Here is a 17,067-nt window from a genome sequence, read left to right as displayed (position 1 = left end):
GCCGGCCGGGCTTCATCGCTGACGTCAGTTGTTCAGCACGACCTTCTGGCCTTCCTCGAGTCCCTTCACGATCTCGACCTCGGTCGGCGTCGTCAGTCCAACCTCGATGTCGACTTCCTTGCGCCGCTCGCCTTCCACGATCTGCACGTAATTGCGGCCCATGTAGGATCGGATGGCCGATCGCGGCAGCACGATCACGTTCTTCCGGCTCTGAAGCGGGATCGTCATCTCCGCGCTATGCCCGATCTGAACGTCCGGCGGCGGATTGTCGATGCCGAGCACGATCGTGACCGCGTTCCGCTCGGCCTTCGCCGGGTCGGCCCCGAGCGGCGTGCTGGAAGGCGTCTGCAGCACCTTGCCGGCATATTCCTTCCCTTTGTACTTCAAGGCGACGGGCATGCCGACTTCCAGCCCGTTCAACTCCCTCGATTCCGAGGCGACGTACGTCAGCTGCACGCGGCTCGGGTCCGCGACCGTGACGATCGGCTGATACGCGCCGACGGAATCGCCCGTATTAAGCGTCTGCACGAAGATGACGACGCCCGGGATCGGCGCAACCAGCCGCGCTTGGCCGAGGCGGTCCTCCATCGCCTTAAGCGACTTCAGCTCCCGCTCCAGGTCGATCTCCCGCAGCCGCAAATCGATCTCGTTCGCGCCGCTGCTCTCGGCCTGCTTATAGAGCAATTGCGCTCGCTCGACGCTAAGCCGCTGCATATCGATCTGATGCGCAAGATCGCCCGTCTCCAGCTCCGCGAGCAGATCGCCGGCTTCCACTTCTTCGCCGAGCATGACGTTGATCGATTTGATTCTGCCGCCGGATTCCTTGAAGGAGAGGGGTTCAACCGTGGAGGAGACGAAGTTCGCCGTACCTTTCAGAAACGTCTGGATGTCGCTGCGTCCGACCTCGACGATGTCCAATTGCTCCTGCGCCGGTTCGACAAGCGGCGGCTGAAGCGGCTCCTCCTCGACGGGAAGAAGCGAGCAGCCGGCGATAGCGAGCGAAGCGGCCAGAATCGCGGTCAAGGCCGCCGGCATTCGGCGGCGGTTCCGGTTAGACAAGTGAATGTTCTCGGGTCGTCTGTGCAACAATTCTCCCATCCTCCAATTCGATCACATGGTCGACAAGTTCCATCAATCCGGGATCGTGCGTCGTCATGACGATCGTCATGCCGGTACGGGTCACCAAATCCCGGAAGACGCGCATGACCTGCAAGCCCATCTTCGTGTCGAGCTCTGCGGTCGGCTCGTCCGCGATCAGGAGCTCCGGCTCGTGCGCGATCGCCCGCGCGATCGCGACGCGTTGCTGCTCTCCGCCGGACAGCTCCGACGGCCGATGCTTCATCCGCTCCCTCATGCCGACGCGCTCCAGCGCGCGCTCCGCGGCGCCGCGGTTGCCGCTTGTCGGCGTGCCTGCAATGCGCAGGCCGAATTCCACATTCTCGTAAGCGGACATCAGCGGGATTAAGCCGAACGATTGGAACACCAGGCCGATCTCCTTGCGCCGCAAGGCGTCCCGCGCCTTCGCCGTCAACCCGGTGATGTCCCGTCCCCGGAAGAACACCCGGCCCTCGTTCGGCTCGTCCAGCGAGCTTAGAATATTGAGCAGTGTCGTCTTGCCGGAGCCTGACCGTCCCTTTAACGCCGTAATCGTTCCTTGTTGAACGCCGAGACGGATGTCCTTCAGCGCCGTGACGGCCGCGTTTCCACTGCCGAAGACGCGCCCCACGCCGGCCGCTTCCAGAAGTAGCCCTCCGCTTGCGGTCTCCTGCCGCTCTTCCCGTTCGGACACCGGATCTCCCTCCCCAAACTGTGGTCCGTCAGCTCTCCAAGTCGCTTTACTCCTGCCATTTTAGCGTTTCTGTTCCGCGAGCAGTACCTGTCGATGCCGGTGTATTCACCCGACAAATCACAGGTATTCCGTCCATGCAACGGTCCAAAAAAGATCGCGCCCCGGGTCTGAAGCCGGGGCACGATCTTCATCTCGCGAGCCGCTTTACGCATCGCGCTCGAATTGCCACCAATCGAACAGGAACGTCTTCTCGCCAGCCTTGCCCCGGAACACGAGGTACAAGTCATGTACGCCTTCCGTCCCCGTAACGGCCGTTGTGGTCTCGATCCATCGGTCCGAACCGTCCGTTGCCGGGACCGCGAGCGTCCCGATCAGCCGGCCTTCCGGTCCGTCCAGGCGAAGCTCGATGGCGCCGCCTGCGCCGAGGCTCTTCACCGACGCTTTCACGGCGGCCGCCCCGTCGCCGAAGTCTGCCTTCGACACGGCCGTCCAATCGCCGTCGTCGATATCGGCGACCGCCAAGCCCGCCTCTGCTCCGCCTTCCGTCCCGAACGGTTCGACGGCAATGCCCGCATTCCACGCCATCGTCTCCGCTTCGACACGGACATACGGATCGAGAGGCTTGAGCTGCTCGACGCCTTTCAAGTCCGCGGCAACCGGCTGAATGGTCCCGTCATCGTTGAAGAACACCCGGTTCAGATGTGTCGAACGATACCCCTTCGGCACGCCCATCGCTTTGGACAACGTCTGCGCATGGTAGGCGACGTACCAGTCGTCGCGCAGCCGGAAGATGGCATGATGGTTGTTGCCGCCTACCCCGAAGAAGTGTCCGGGATTGCTCAGCATCGTGCCGCGGTACGTCCACGGCCCCATCGGACTGTCGCTCGTCATGTAAGCAATCTCGCCTGCCGGCGGGCTCCCTTCCGGTCGGACGCCGCTATAGAAGTTCGAACAGTACGTATAATAATAGACGCCGTTCACTTTGTTGATGCCGGCGCTTTCGAACATGAACGGCGCGGGAATGACCGCCGCTTCGCCGACGACGCTGACCATATCGTCGCCGAGCCGCATGACGCGCGCGGTATTCGGCATGTCCTCTTTCCCTTCCGGGACGCCTCCGCCGAAGTAGATGTACGCTTGGCCGTCATCGTCCACGAGGACGGCCGGATCGAACAGCCAGGTTACGCCTTGGGCTGCCGGCGACGTTCGCGCAATGAGCGGCTTGCCGATCGGATCGACCCATGGACCGGTCGGGCTGTCGCCGGCGAGCACGCCGATGCCGCTTGCATTGTTGGCGAAGTACAGGAAGAACTTGTCTTTTCCGTCGATCACCTTGTGCGCCGCCGCCGGCGCCCACGATTGCGACGCCCACTTCGCCGCGCCGTCGGGACCCGCGGCGTGTACGGCGCCGTGATCCGTCCAGTTCATCAAGTCGTCCGAGGAGATGACCGACAACTTGTTGATTCTGCCGTACGTGTTGTCCTTAACTTCGCCCGCCGCGTCATATTCGAATTGATCGTACGTCGCATACACGTAGACGCGATCCCGATAGACAAGCGCGTAGGGATCGGCGCCGAACTTATGCGAGACAAGCGGGTTGCCGTTCGGCGGCAGCTTGCCGACGGCCTCGGCCGGTGGATCATATCGCAAGGAGGCGGCCGCGCCTCTGACATCGTAATCGGTCGTCTTGCCGTCCGCGCGGTCCATCTCCATCTTGTCGCCTTTCACATCTTCGTTCATCTTCGCCGTCAACTCCCGTTTCAATCTAAAGGGGTCGCGAACCTCGACAGCCTCTTCCTTCAGGTCTGCGGCCGGTTCGACGGGCTCCACGACGAAGCGCTCATCCGGCACCTGATCGCCGCCGGTCGCCCGATACAGGATCCATAACGCCGCCGCGGTGCATACCAGAATTGCCGATAACAGAAGAACCGGCCTACGAATCGGCCACATTGCGCTCCCCCCTTCGCTTCCTTCAAAAGCGTAACAGATACCGGGGAAGCGAACAACCTGCCGATCCTCTCTTCATTACCCGCCGGATTCTACATTTTCTTCGGCAGGCGCGGGCCGCCACCGCGAAAGACGGCCCCTCACGGCCGACGGGCTTACGTCCGGTTCGTCTTTCGCCTAGCTGACGATCAGCCCGTCTCTGTATTCCTGGGGCGTCATGCCCGTCATCTTCTTGAAGAACCGCGTGAACGAGTGGGCGGCTTCATATCCTACGGCTTCGGATACGTCGCGTATTTTCAAGTCGCCGTTCCGGAGCAGCGCTTTCGCTTTGACGATCCGGCAATGATCGATATATTCGGACAGATTGATGCCGCGCTCCTGCTTGAAGAGGCGGGACAAGTACGACGGGTTGAAATAGTGGATTTCCGCCAGCCTCACCAATGACAGATCTTCGTGAATATGATCCTCGATATATTGGCTGATGCGATCGATGACATGGGAAGCCCGTCCCCGTTCTTCCGATCGCTTCGATCGGAAGACGGCTTCCGCGACCTGTCTCACGTAGTCGAACCCCTCGCGCATGGAGGGGTGGTCGTCGAGGCGCATCAGCTTCCCGGCGTCGATCCGCCCGTGCAGTCCCAGCCGATTGATGTACGAATACAAGACAAGCGCGACGGCATAATACGCTTCTGCGGTTCGCCAGGCGGCGGCGCACCCGTCGTGCTCCGGCACGGCACCTGTCATTTCCGACAGTACCGCGAGGAATTCCGCCGCTCTTCCCGCTTCGAGATGCGCCGCCATCTGTTCGATTCTGTATACCGGCAAGAAGCTTTCTCTGCCGGGCGTGCCGTCCGGCAGTTCGGCCTGATCCCTCAGAATGATGGAGACGCCTTCGCCCATCTTGAACTGCTGCAGGCGGCGCAGCCGCTCGTGCTGGGAAGTGACGGCCTCCCACTTGCAGAATCCGCCGCTGATCGTAAACCCGATCTTTAATTCAAGGGAATTCAGACAGGTCTCCTGGATGAGCTCCAGCGTCCCTTCCAAATATCGGAGCAAATGGCCGCCGCGCTGCGCTTCTTCTTCCGAAGACGGCTGGATGAACCATAACAAATCCCCGTATCTGTCCGCAATTCCGATCGAGCGTATCTGTGCCGACAAATGCGTGTCCCATATCGTTCTGGCCGAGCCCGTCCGTTCGGTGCGCTCGGAATAGGTCAAACCCTCGGGGAACGTCAATCGGCCGAGTACCAGCACGACGTCGCGTCTCGGGTCCAGGTCGATATTCAGCTTGCGGAAATCGCGCGACAGCGATTCCCGGTCCGTACAGAACGCGCGGCTCTCTTGCAGCAGTTGACGCAAATAGTCACCTTGCGCCATCATCTCGAGCGCGTAGGCTTGTTCGCGGGATTGTGCAAGCAGACGGTATTCGAGGCTGCCGCGATGAAGCTCCTGCATCGCTTCGCGAACGGAATCCTGCACTTTGTCATACCCTTCGGTCTTCAACAGGTACCGGACGTTCGGCAGTTGGATGGCACGGTACGCATACTCGAATTCGCTGTGTCCGGTGAGGAAAATCACTCTGCATCTCGGCCAATAGGAAAGAATCGTCTCCGTCATTTCGAGTCCGTTCATTCCCGGCATGGCGATATCGGTCAACACGATATCGATGCGCGTGCGCGACATCCAGTCCAGCGCTTCTTGCGCGGAGTAAGCGCGGCATACATCCAGTTGTTCCGGCAACCGGCTGAACACTTCGTACAGCCCGTCCGTGATGATCTCCTCGTCATCGACGATCAGCAGTCTATACATCCCGATGTTCCTCCCCGAGCGTAATGCGAATGACGACCCGCAGACCTTGAAGCTCGCCTCGCGAGAACCGTAATCCGCTTCCTTCACCGTACGTCAACGCAATCCGCCGATGAATGTTGGCGAGGCCCGTCGTCTCATGCGATTCGGAAGCGTCCGTCACCCTTCTGTATAACGCTTCGATCTCCGCGTCGCCGATATTCCCGTTGTCTTCCACGATGACGAGCGCCTCGCGCTCGTTCCTCTCGAACGTGACGAGCAGCCTGCCATCCTGGGTCATTTTCTCGAGACTGTGCTCGTAAGCATTCTCGATAATCGGCTGAACGATCAGCCGAGGCACCCGGATATGCGCCATCCCGCTCGGCAGGTCGTCGAATTGCACGCGGATCCGGCGCGAGAACCGCAGCTTCTGGATCTCGGTATACGTCCGCGCATGCTTGATCTCTTCCGTCAACAGGACGTTATCTTCGCCGTTGCGGGTAATGAAGCGGAAGTAATCGCCGAGCATGTTCGTGAACAGCTCGATCCGCTCGGTGTCCCCCGTCTTGGCCAATGAATTCATGATGAAGAAGCTGTTGTACAGGAAGTGAGGGTTGATCTGGGACTGCAGTTGCTTCAGCTCGGCCTTCTGCATCATCAGCTTCTGCTTGAAGTCCTGATCGATGAGCGTCTGCAGCTTGACGAGCATCTGGTTGAACCGGTCGAACAAGTAGCCGAACTCGTCCTTGCGCGCATGGTCGATTTGAATATCCAGCGCGCCGCCCTCCATCCTGCGAAAACTCCGGACGAGCAGCAAGAGCGGCCGGTGCACGAATTGATACGTCGACAGCGCGTAGATGAGAATGGCGAATACGGATGTGCCGGCGAATACCCATGCCCAGAGATTGAATCTGTTAAGCGGACGCTTGACCGTCTCTTCCGGCAAGAAGGAGACGACGGAAAGTTCGAGCGTGTCGGAGACGGATCTGTCGAAGTGGTACGTGCGGCCATCGATTTCAAGCAGCGCCGTCTTTGCGGCTCGGCCTTCCTCAATTTCCGCCGCCGCGTACCGCGCCAGAATAGGCGTCGCTTCGTCGTCGCTGGCAAGGATGAAATCCGAATCGCCGGCAATCAGGAACGAACCGCTCTCCGGATACACGTTGACTTGCGCGAGCGACTCTTTGAGCTTCTCGTTATCGAGCTCGATCTGGATGAGTGCGAGCGGTTCGTCTTCCCCGTTCCCGCCGTACATCGAGCCGCTGAGATTCAGCGAATCGCCCAGCTTCAACAGCCTGCCGCCGACTTCCGCTTCGGAGCGGACCGCCGCGTAACGTTCCGCGTCGAAATCGTAGAGGCCGCCCGCGCCCGATACCGTTTTGCCGATTGAACGAATGTGAATGTAGATATCCTTGATGTACGCGCTCGTACTCTTGATCGACGTGAGGCGGTGCAACAAATAATTGACGCTCTCCTTCCGCTCGACCCCGTCGATCAAATCCCACGTGAGCGCGATCTTCCGCAATTCGCCGTCCTGCAGAATGTCGTACTGCTGGATCTCCATCCATTCGATCTCGCGATCCAGGTCTTCGAGGTAAGCGGACAGCTGCGCTTGCGAATTTCGCGACACTTCCTCGCTCGCATTCTTGTAACTCCAGTTATACAGATAGACGCCCAACATGATGATCGGCAGAATGACGACGAGATAAGTGAATACCAGTCTGGCGAATATCGTGTTGTGCAATGACTTCGCGGGAATTCTAAACAAGTCCTCTCCTCCGATGCAACGCTACTTCCGGCCTCCGCCTCGCTCCGCATGCCACTGGTTCGCTTCCGCCGTCATCTCGGCGCCGCCGAGCCGGTTCCACTCCGAGACGAATCGGTCGAAATCTTCCAGCGGACGGCCAATTATGATGTTCACGAACGTATCGTGCGCATAGTTGTAAAGGATCGACTCCTTCTCGATCATCGTTGCCGTCGCGCGCCGAAAGGCTCGTACAACAATTGACCGTTTTTCTCGTAGCGGTCAAGTATCGCGAACGCGCCATCCTCGCCGTAGGTACGCTGCCAGCCCCAACCGTGGATATCGTTGCGCGTCAAGTAGCCTTCGATATTTTTCATAATCGCCCTGGCTTCGTCCTTGAGCACGGAGGTGTCTCCGGTGCGGCGCGCTTCGTCGAGCTGGCGGTACGCTTCCAAGTTCTTGAGCGCCGGGAACGGGGTGACGGGGGAGAACTTCCATACCGGGAACGGCGTGCTGTAATACGTCTCGTACTCGGCCGTCTGGCCCCAGTTCTTCTCCAAGTGCAGGTTGAACAGCTTCACGAGCGCTTCCGGATGCTCGTAGCCTTTTCTAACCGCATAGAATTGCGTCGTAGCGAAAGGCAACGGCACGCGGACCGGCTCGTTCGTCGACGATACGATCGGGAAAGCCTTCCAGTCGGCGCTCGGGTCGCGCTCATGGCTGGACTGCACCACGAACGAAGCCCATTGCTGTCCGTAAAGCATGCCGAACTTGCCGGCCGCGATATCGTCGTCCACCTTATCGCCGTTCTTGAACACGAATTCGCTGTCGATTTGCCCGCTCTGATACATGTCCTGCAGCACTTTCAGCGCCGTCTTCACTTCCGGCCGAACGGCCCCGTACACGAGTCTGCCGGATTCGTCTTCGATCCACATATTCGGATACGCGCCGTAGGCGGCCATGAATCCCCCTAGCCCCATCACGGGATCCCACAGATGCTGCGCAACCGCCAGCCCGTACGTATCGCGTATGCCGTTGCCGTCCGGATCGTCCTCCGTAAACGCTTTCGAAATGGCCAACACGTCGCTGATCGTTCTCGGCGGCTCAAGGGAGAGCCGCTCAAGCCAATCGGTCCGAATCCACAGAAATTGCGCGTTCTCGATCGAAGCGCCCGTATCTGGAATCCCCATCAACTTGCCGCCAATCGTTGCCGATTCGAAGGGCCCCGATCCTTCTTGGCTTAGAATTTCCTTCGTGAACGGCGCGGCGTACTTCTCGTAGAACTCGGACAAGTCTTGAATCAGCCCCGCGTTGCTGAGCTGCCGCAATTGCTGGGCATCGACCCGTACGACGTCGGGGAGGTTGCCGGAAGCAAGCGCAACGCCCAACTTCTGGTGATAGAGATCTCCGTTTGCCGTCCACTTATACCGTATCCGAATGCCGAGCGCTTCTTCGTAGAGCCGGGTCCAGCGATTATGTTCCAACGTCTCTCCCGGCACGGCCCGGATTAAACCGTTCATCTCTTCGCCGATTTCCCGGACGAACGATATGTCGATCGGCGGGTCGTATTTGACCGATTCCGCCGGAAGGGACAAACGCTGACCGACGCGTTCGACCGAGACTTCCCCGCCGGTTGTGCCCCCGTTCGGTTCGCATGCCGTTAGGAGCAGAATGGAGAGTATGGCTGTCCATATCAGACTGGCTTTGCTCGCAAATGGCATTCGCAAACGGATTCCCCCCTTTCGAACCGGTATCGAAAAATGTGTATCATTTCTATTTTCCGGCATCGACAATAAACAGCAACGATCAAATTTTGATTTTGTTGTCCGATTTTTACAAGTTCCGGATCAGCAGGTCGGGAGGATCGTCTTGTAGACAGACGTGCCGCTCGCATCGTCCTTCCCGAATGCCGATCGCAAGAAATTGTACGCGCCGTTGTGCCAGACGTTGAAATCGTGAACGCCGCCGTATATCAATACTTGATCGAATGTTCCCAGCCGATCGCCGGCCCGTTCGGCCAGCCCTTCGATCGCGTGCGCGTAACTGCTTGCGGATACGCCGTCCTCCACGCCGCAGGTCATATGAAGCAGATGGAGCCGATGGCCGCTCGCCGCAATGCGCTCGCCCAGCACTTCCCCGGCGCTAGACGTGGGCGCATTGGAGAAGGCGCCGACATAGGCGAACAAGTCGATCATCCCCGGTGCGCGCACCGTCGGGGCCAGCCCGTTCTTCCAACCCCCGTCCGAACCGGTATACAAGACCGAATCGCAGCGGTAACCGCCGAGAACCAGGTTCAAGCATTGCATCCCGCCCATCGACAGACCTGCGATCGCCCTATGCATCCGACTCCTGGCGATTCCTTCGTCCGTCGTATTGCGTATATCCGCGTATGTGTTGTAATTCGATTCGATGAAAGGGATCAGATCGTAGCGCAGTTCATAATCGAAATAATAGAACCCGAGCATGTTCGTTCCCTCGGCGTGAAACGTCCGGTCCGTCCAATCGTGCGCGCTTCTGCCGTTCGGAAATACGACGATCAGCGGGTCGATCTGCCCGCCGGCGATCAGGTTGTCGACGATGTTGCACAGGACAGCGCGTTCGCCCTCCTTGCCGTTGCCGGACAGCCATTCGCAATGATCTCCGCCTACGCCGTGGAGCAGATACAAGACGTTGTAACGGGAGCCCGAATCCTTCGCATCGTATCCCGCAGGCATATAGACGGAGCATATCTTCACGATCTCGCGTCCCTCTACCGTCTCCCTTCCCGCTTCAACGGGGTCGATACGGCGATCCGTTACGAGCTGTCGCGACGGGTTGATATAATTTCTTGCCGGATACGAAACCTCGTGAACGGTGCCTTGACGCTCTCTTCCGGGCGCCCGTTTATATTCGTTGGGAACAGGCGTAATCGGGATGTTCTTCATCTTTCATTCCTCCTCTCGTTTCGATGCCGTGCGACGGCATGCGCCAGTGTGTAAACGCTTCATTTTTGTAGTATAATCTCTTATGCATCTTTCCTTAAAGCCATCTTTGCACGAACACGCAAATATGGGAGGCGAACCATGACGGAACTCGAGTACCACCCTCACCTGGTGCCGAATATTTTCTTGTTCGTCGATCGCAGATGCTATCCGGACTGGACGATCCAGAAAGCAAGGATCGGCTTCCACGACCTTACATTCGTCGTCGAAGGCAAGGCCAACTACTATGTGAACGGCGTGAAACATACGGTGGAGGCAGGCGATCTCGTCTACGTGCCGGGAGGCAGCGTGCGGGAAGCCCACACGTTCAAGGAATCCCCCATGCATGCGTATCCGTTCAACTTCTTCTGGGCGGAGCCGCACAACCATATCCGACTGCCGTTCGAGGTCGTCACCAAAAAAGCGATCACCAAGGAGATACTCGGGTATATCCGCGAATTCAAACAAGTCTGGATGAGCAAGCAGCCGTTCTACTGGATTCATTCGCGCGCGTTGTTCGAACTCATCCTGCATCGACTGCTCAGCAACCGTCACCGGCAGTCGACCTCGCTGATCGATCCGCGAATCAAGAAGCTGACCGCGCACCTCGCGGAGCATTATTCGGAGACGACGACGATAAACGAATGGGCGGACAAGTTGAACCTTCATCCTGTTTACTTGGGCAAGCTGTTCAAGCAGTACACCGGTACGACCTTCAAGGAATACGTGAACCGCATTCGCATCAACAACGCCGAGATGATGTTGTCCTCTGGCGACTTTACTGTGACGGAGGCTGCCGAACGATGCGGCTTCTACGATGTTTCTTATTTCAGCAAGGTGTTCAAAATGCTGAAGGGCTACCCCCCGTCCGCCGCTCGCAAGAAATAATCAACAGTCCCCATTCCGGACGTTTCGGGAATGGGGATTGTATGTTCCGTTCACGGCATCGACGATCAACCGGTTACTTGTTCCATACTTCGTCCATCGCTGCCTGGAACGGTCCTTTGTACTTCTCGACGACAGTCGAGACCGAAGTGCCTTCCAGTATTTCTCCCTGGAACTCGTAGAAAGGCATGGACGGGTACGCGCCGTTGTTCTCGATGATCTTCATGCTTTGTCCGGCGAGCTTGGCGTTCTCGATATCTTCTTCGGTGGAAAACAGCCTTTCGAAGTTCGCTTGCTGCGGATAGTCGTACTCCGAATCGATATCGTTAATCTTTTCGTAGATATACACGAGCTGTTCCGGGTTCTCGACCGCGCTCGGAATCGTCAGGTAGTTTGGTATCGTATTGAACGATTGATATCGGTTGCCGCTCGGCCCTTTCGGGAAAGGCAAGAAGCCGATATCGGTATCCGGCATATCCGTCTTGAACCCGTCCATCTCGTAGTCCTGTCCGGCGTACATTAACGTGTTGCCTTGGCGGAAAAATTGACCGGGTTCGGTCCAGTCGCCGCCTTCCGTCGGCCTTGCGACGCCCTCGGTTACGAGCCGCGACAAGAAATTCAAAACTTCGAGCGTCTTGGGATCATCAAGCGTCTGCTTGCCGTCCTTGACCAGCGTCGCTTCGTTCGAAGCCATGGCCGGAACGAGTATCGAGGCTGTCGCGAGTCCCCACGTATCCAGCGTGCCGTCGTTATTCGTATCCCGATTCGCTTCCTTCGCGACCTGGATGAACGTCTCCCAGTTCCAGTTGTCTTCGTTCACGTATTCCTGCAGCGGCTTCAAGCCCAGCTGATTCATGAGCGTACGGTTGTAGAAGACCCCGCCCGAAGCGCCGAGGATCCCGGTACGGAACCCGTAGCCCCTGCCCTCGAAATTGGAATATTCGTTGGTATACTGCGGGATGAACACCTTCTCGTTTTTCGTGTATTCATCGACCGGATGGAACAACCCCTGTTTGATCAGCGTCGGAATCATCCACGGTCTTGCCACGCGGATAATATCGCCCAGCGGTTCGCCGGCGATCAGCGAAGTCGTGATCTTGTTCTGATACTCGCCGTAGTCGAGCACGACGTATTCGATCTTGAAATTGTGTTTCTCCATCAAGGCTTGCAGATTCTCTTTCCGCTTGATGTTGTCCGGATTGTCTTCCGGAATTTCTTCGCTGTACCAGGACACCCACTTGATCGTACGGCCGCCCATGTCGAAATCCATTTCGGGCGTGCCGGTCGCCTCTTCTTCCCCGGTCGACACGTCGGCCCCGGAATTCGAATTCGACCCGGCCGACGCGTTCGCGGCATCGTTGCCGCTGTTCGCATCGCCGGACGGGTTGCCGGCGCTGCCGCCGCCCGAACCGCTGCTACATGCCGCCACGAACACTAGGATGAAACTGCACAGCAACAACATGATCTTGCGAGACCTCATCTCCAAATCCCCCTTCAGATCGGCCGCACCTCGAAGTGCAGCGCTTACATAATAAAGTTGCCTCCTGTTTCCGCGTAGCCAGCACCTCTATGAAGGAAATGATATCGTTAACCTAAAAAACTAACCATAGAGGTTCCCAATCCTTTTTGTAGGTTTTAAATGTAAATTTCAACAACCTGCTTCCTCATATTGAACGCCGCAACAGAATCGATGAACACACCGCAATGGATCGTACCTCCTCCTCGTTGCCCGCTCTGGGCGGGAAGTTCGGCCGTAAAAGAGCCGTTCAAGATTGCGATAGGCGCTTTGGCCGCAAGATTCCGGGTACCGTCCGTAACCCATGACGATACGGTCGATGCGGTCCCGTTATGCAGAACAAAATTTTCGCTCACCGCCGAACTTCCTTTGTTAACGGCAACAATCACCGCTTTGTTGTCACCTTTATAGGCAGATACGTATACCTCTTGATCGGGATTTTTGGTCGCTTCCACCCGTATATAGCCTGGACGAACAAACTTGGAATAAGGCGCCATCATATATCCTCGCTTGCTTATCGTGCCATCCTCCCGCATCGGACCGTATCCCCGGCGGATGTACCACCATACGTATGCTTGAAAATTCCCTTCTACCATGGCATTGTACATATGCTCCGCAACATTCAATGCTTCGGGCCAGCGGTCTCCCGACGTCATGTCGCTGTTCGGATAGTAGACCTCCGTCTATCCAGCCAACAGTCTAATAAAGCTACAAGTGAGTTCCTAACTTCCTCAGCAATTGAAGGAAAAAGAACTCTTCGGGTTGTAGTTTTTATCCCCTTCCGCGTAGCGGCTTTAATACCAATTTCTTTGTATTCTCAACAATTCTGACACCACCCAACAGTTGACATCCCGCCCATCTTCGCATACATTATTAGTACCTGATACTAATACTTGATAATAATACTTGATGTCAAATTTAAATCGTGAAAGGAGTTTTACCTGTGAACCCTATCCATCCCCGCCTGCGGTCCAACGCGCGCATTACCGCGATCGGCTCCTATGTCCCGGATCGGATTCTTTCGAACTTCGACCTGGAGCGGATGGTCGATACGAGCGACGAATGGATCGTGCAGCGCACCGGCATTCGCGAACGCCGCATCGCCGCGGAGAACGAGTATTGCAGCGATCTGTGCATCGCGGCCGTCCGCGACATGATTGACCGGTACGGCGTCACGGTTCAAGATGCGGATTATATCATTGTGGCGACGGAAACGCCGGACACTTCCTTCCCGAATGTCGCATCCCGCATACAGGCGGCATTCGGCATGGCGAACTGCGGCAGCGTTGAGCTGCACGCCGCATGCGCCGGCTTCGTGGCCGCTCTTCAAATGGCGAACGGCTTGCTGCTGTCCGGAGCGTACCGGAAAATTATCGTCATCGGCGCCGAAACGCTCAGCAAAATAACGGACTACACCGACCGTACGACCTGCATTTTGTTCGGGGACGGAGCGGGCGCCGTGCTGTTGGAAGCATCCGATCAAGAAGGCTGCCTGCTCGGCATGATTTCACGGACGGACGGTTCGCTGGGCCATCATTTGTACCGGTCGAATCTGTCCGATTCCATTGACGGACATCCGATCCGCAACAACGGCCTGATCGTTCAAAACGGGCGCGAAGTGTACAGATGGGCGGTGGAGCAGGTTCCGCTCGGCGTGAACAGACTGCTCGACGAATGCGGCTTGAAGACGGAAGATATCGACTGGTTCGCGCCTCATACGGCGAATGCCCGCATTATCGAGTCGGTATGCGGCCGCAGCGGAATTCCGCTGGACAAGACGCTCAGCGCCATCGAGCGCTTCGGCAATACGTCGGCGGCCTCGATTCCGCTCTCGCTGGACGCTGCCGTTCGCGACGGCCGTCTGAAATCGGGGGATATCGTGCTGCTTTACGGATTTGGCGGCGGTCTGATCCAGGCCGGCGCCGTTGTCCGCTGGACGCTCTGAACACGATAAATTGCTTCCCTACGCCATGTCCCATACCCGCAGCCGGCACCGTGCATAGGATGAAAGAGGGGTTTCTTGCGCCGCTAACCCATCATAAGAAGGGGGAGAAGGAATGAAAATTCTGTTTACCTACTATATTCCGAGCGGCGGCATCGAAACGCTGAACCGGCTGCGGTGCCAGGCGCTGCGCCAGAGAGGGATCGAAGCGGAGCAGCTGTACCTTTGGGATGGAGCCGGCAAGCAAAACATCCGGGACATTCCCACTTATTTCATGAACGATCAGCAACAGCTCGCCGGACTGGTTCATGTCAGGCAGTACGATGCGATCGTCGTCACATGCGATCATTTTATGCTGGAACGGCTGAGAGGGGTCGGATATCCGGGCACGCTCATCTACGAGGCGCAAGGTCTGGAGAGCGTCGAAGCGGCCAACTCGACGCTGGAGTTCGCATCCATGTTTGTCCGTTCGCATGCCCAAGGCGTCATCGCTCCGCCCACCTCCCATCTGATGCAGCTCTTTCAGAAATATTTCGGGGACTTCCCCCGCTTCTATATTCAGAACATGGTCGATACGAACCGCTTCTCCTATGTGCACGCACCGGACTTGAATCCGTCGGAGGCCCCGATACTCATGTGGGTCGGGAGATTGGAAACGAACAAAAACTGGCGCTATTTTCTGGAGATCGGGGCGGCGCTTGCCTCGCATGTTCCGAATTTGCAGTTGTGGATGTTTGAGGACGCCAACATATCGGAACCGGGAGAATGCGTGCATTTTCAAGCGATGGTTGCCAGCCTAGGGTTGGGCCGGCGTTTGAAGGTCTTTTCCAATATGCCGCACGACCATATGCCGCATTATTTTTCCGTTACCGGATATTCAGGCGGCATGCTCGTCTCCACTTCGAAAGTGGAAGGGTTCGGATATGCCGTGGCGGAAGCGATGAGCTGCCGCTGTCCCGTGCTTGCCACCGATTCCGACGGCGTACGCCATTTTATCGACCATGACGTGACGGGCAAATTTATGACCGCTTCGGTGCACGACGCCGTCCGGCAAGCGCTCGATCTGATGCGGAATGCGTCATTGCGGAAATCCGTTATCGCGCAAGGGGAAGCCCGTATTCGCACGCTATTTACGCCGGAGCGCTACGTCTCCGATCTCATTAACGTGATGCGCGCGCTGGGCCACCCGATATGAACGGTTTAGCCGGAGGGGATGCGAAGATGGATTTGGACGATCGACAGGCAGCATCCGTCGTGACGACAGCCGCCTGTCCTCCATATAGTGTGAAAAGACCATGCGAAAAGAACACTCGCCAACAAGAGGACGGTGACCGGACGGTATGCTCAGCACCGGCTTAAAGCGTTGATCGCTGCGCTGCCGGGGGGAGGTTCGGCCCGGCCATACCGGGCTGGCCCGAGCACGATCGGAGCGGCACGCTTAACGACACGTTTTAGCGACATACTTACAGGCACGCTTAACGGTACAACATAACAGCACCACTGCGGCCATAACGGCCTGTCCATCCTTTGTGCGCAAATGCCCCGCCATGCCGCTTCCACCAATGACCAGAAGTTTCACGATATGAACCCCCCGCGTACGAGCATGTCGCGAATTTCCGCTTTGGTCATCAATTTTTCGCTGGAACAGAAGCTGTCGAACGCCACCTTCGGATACTTTCCGTAATGCTCCCGCAGCCCCGGAATATTAAGATCCGGCAGGATGACCAGATATTCGCTGTCGTAGATAACGGTATTTTTGCTCTCATATGCGGTCAGCAATATTTCATGCCGCTTCTCCCCCGGCCGGATTCCCGTCTCTATCATCCCGACTTCTGTACCGAGCGCTTCCATCAATACCTCGGCCAAATCGGAGATACGGCACATCGGCATTGTCATGACGAAAATTTCGCCTCCGAGACTTTCCTCCGAAGCTTTGAACAGCAGCCGGACCGAATCCTGAAGCGTCAGGAAGAAGCGGGTCATCCGCATGTCCATAATATAGACCTTACGTTTTTGGCGTATTTGATTCATGAACAGACGGATGATACTGCCTTCGGTTCCGAGCACGTTACCGCCGCGAACGCAGACGAACCGCGTTTCTGACCGGAGCAGGTTGGCATAGACGATCAGCTTTTCGCCGATCGCCTTGGTCATACCGTAGAAGTTCGCAGGGTTGGCCGCCTTGTCCGTCGAAATATAAATGACCCGTTTCACCCGGTTTTCTATCGCGGCCTCGATAACATTCTGCGTCCCGATGATATTCGTCTTGAGCGCTTCGTATGGCTGTTCCTCGCATACCGACACATGCTTGAGGGCAGCCGGATGAAAGACGTAATCCACCTCTTCGCACGCTTGCTTAAGCGTCTCCTTGTCCCGGATATCCCCGATATGGAATCGGAGTCTGTTGTCCACGAACGTCCGGCTCATCTCTACCTGGCTCGATTCGTTGCGAGAGAAGACGATGACTTCCTTCGGTTGTTTCAGTTAGTGTAAAATTTCCGT

Annotated in this window: 10 protein-coding genes and 3 pseudogenes; 3 read left to right on the top strand and 10 right to left on the bottom strand. The window is 57.3% G+C overall.

From position 1 onward, the window contains the following. Window positions 1-24: 24 nt before the first annotated feature. From PACILC2_RS13855 to PACILC2_RS13825, 7 genes and pseudogenes are all read right to left on the bottom strand, one after another. Window positions 25-1,086 (bottom strand): efflux RND transporter periplasmic adaptor subunit, encoded by a 1,062-nt coding sequence (locus tag PACILC2_RS13855; RefSeq protein WP_244863502.1) that lies wholly within the window; start codon window positions 1,084-1,086, stop codon window positions 25-27. Beyond that, window positions 1,052-1,789 carry an ABC transporter ATP-binding protein gene (locus PACILC2_RS13850; RefSeq protein WP_213529172.1) on the bottom strand — a complete coding sequence of 246 codons (738 nt, stop codon included), beginning with the start codon at window positions 1,787-1,789 and terminating at the stop codon, window positions 1,052-1,054. Before PACILC2_RS13850 ends, PACILC2_RS13855 begins: the two co-directional genes overlap by 35 nt. 204 nt (window positions 1,790-1,993) lie before the next feature. Next, window positions 1,994-3,739 carry a glycoside hydrolase family 43 protein gene (locus PACILC2_RS13845; protein WP_244863501.1) on the bottom strand — a complete coding sequence of 582 codons (1,746 nt, stop codon included), beginning with the start codon at window positions 3,737-3,739 and terminating at the stop codon, window positions 1,994-1,996. A 174-nt stretch (window positions 3,740-3,913) separates the two neighbouring features. Beyond that, window positions 3,914-5,545 (bottom strand): response regulator, encoded by a 1,632-nt coding sequence (locus PACILC2_RS13840; RefSeq protein ID WP_213529171.1) that lies wholly within the window; start codon window positions 5,543-5,545, stop codon window positions 3,914-3,916. Further along, window positions 5,538-7,286 carry a sensor histidine kinase gene (locus PACILC2_RS13835; protein ID WP_244863500.1) on the bottom strand — a complete coding sequence of 583 codons (1,749 nt, stop codon included), beginning with the start codon at window positions 7,284-7,286 and terminating at the stop codon, window positions 5,538-5,540. Before PACILC2_RS13835 ends, PACILC2_RS13840 begins: the two co-directional genes overlap by 8 nt. A gap of 21 nt (window positions 7,287-7,307) precedes the next feature. Further along, window positions 7,308-8,983 (bottom strand): annotated as a pseudogene (locus PACILC2_RS13830) (extracellular solute-binding protein). Window positions 8,984-9,109: 126 nt separating this feature from the next. Then, entirely contained in the window at window positions 9,110-10,186 is a 1,077-nt protein-coding gene (locus tag PACILC2_RS13825) for an alpha/beta hydrolase (RefSeq protein ID WP_213529170.1), read from the bottom strand. Window positions 10,187-10,324: 138 nt separating this feature from the next. On the opposite strand from PACILC2_RS13825, the gene PACILC2_RS13820 reads away from it, so the two are divergent. Continuing rightward, window positions 10,325-11,110 carry a helix-turn-helix transcriptional regulator gene (locus PACILC2_RS13820; RefSeq protein WP_213529169.1) on the top strand — a complete coding sequence of 262 codons (786 nt, stop codon included), beginning with the start codon at window positions 10,325-10,327 and terminating at the stop codon, window positions 11,108-11,110. Window positions 11,111-11,183: 73 nt separating this feature from the next. Here the strand turns inward: PACILC2_RS13820 and PACILC2_RS13815 are convergent, their stop codons facing one another. Together PACILC2_RS13815 and PACILC2_RS13810 are read right to left on the bottom strand one after the other, a co-directional pair. After that, window positions 11,184-12,587 (bottom strand): ABC transporter substrate-binding protein, encoded by a 1,404-nt coding sequence (locus tag PACILC2_RS13815; protein ID WP_213529168.1) that lies wholly within the window; start codon window positions 12,585-12,587, stop codon window positions 11,184-11,186. A gap of 155 nt (window positions 12,588-12,742) precedes the next feature. After that, a pseudogene (locus tag PACILC2_RS13810) lies at window positions 12,743-13,306 on the bottom strand (carbohydrate-binding protein); the annotation flags it as partial. Between the two features lie 269 nt (window positions 13,307-13,575). On the opposite strand from PACILC2_RS13810, the gene PACILC2_RS13805 reads away from it, so the two are divergent. Then, window positions 13,576-14,568, top strand: coding sequence for a ketoacyl-ACP synthase III (locus PACILC2_RS13805; protein ID WP_213529190.1), 993 nt, complete (start codon window positions 13,576-13,578; stop codon window positions 14,566-14,568). A 112-nt stretch (window positions 14,569-14,680) separates the two neighbouring features. Next, complete coding sequence (locus tag PACILC2_RS13800) at window positions 14,681-15,760, top strand: glycosyltransferase family 4 protein (protein ID WP_213529167.1); 1,080 nt, start codon at window positions 14,681-14,683, stop codon at window positions 15,758-15,760. 380 nt (window positions 15,761-16,140) lie between these two features. Here the strand turns inward: PACILC2_RS13800 and PACILC2_RS13795 are convergent. After that, window positions 16,141-17,046 (bottom strand): annotated as a pseudogene (locus PACILC2_RS13795) (polysaccharide biosynthesis protein); the annotation flags it as partial. Window positions 17,047-17,067: the final 21 nt, after the last annotated feature.

The sequence above is a fragment of the Paenibacillus cisolokensis genome (assembly GCF_018403665.1).
GTDB lineage: Bacteria > Bacillota > Bacilli > Paenibacillales > Paenibacillaceae > Paenibacillus_AH > Paenibacillus_AH cisolokensis.
This window is presented reverse-complemented; position numbering and strand designations above follow the sequence as displayed.

Excerpts from the sequence above, each read along its gene's own strand:
- PACILC2_RS13820 (WP_213529169.1), top strand. The coding sequence starts at position 10,325 with ATGACGGAACTCGAGTACCACCCTCACCTGGTGCCGAATATTTTCTTG.
- PACILC2_RS13840 (WP_213529171.1), bottom strand. The coding sequence starts at position 5,545 with ATGTATAGACTGCTGATCGTCGATGACGAGGAGATCATCACGGACGGG.
- PACILC2_RS13825 (WP_213529170.1), bottom strand. The coding sequence starts at position 10,186 with ATGAAGAACATCCCGATTACGCCTGTTCCCAACGAATATAAACGGGCG.
- PACILC2_RS13845 (WP_244863501.1), bottom strand. The coding sequence starts at position 3,739 with ATGTGGCCGATTCGTAGGCCGGTTCTTCTGTTATCGGCAATTCTGGTA.
- PACILC2_RS13800 (WP_213529167.1), top strand. The coding sequence starts at position 14,681 with ATGAAAATTCTGTTTACCTACTATATTCCGAGCGGCGGCATCGAAACG.
- PACILC2_RS13815 (WP_213529168.1), bottom strand. The coding sequence starts at position 12,587 with ATGAGGTCTCGCAAGATCATGTTGTTGCTGTGCAGTTTCATCCTAGTG.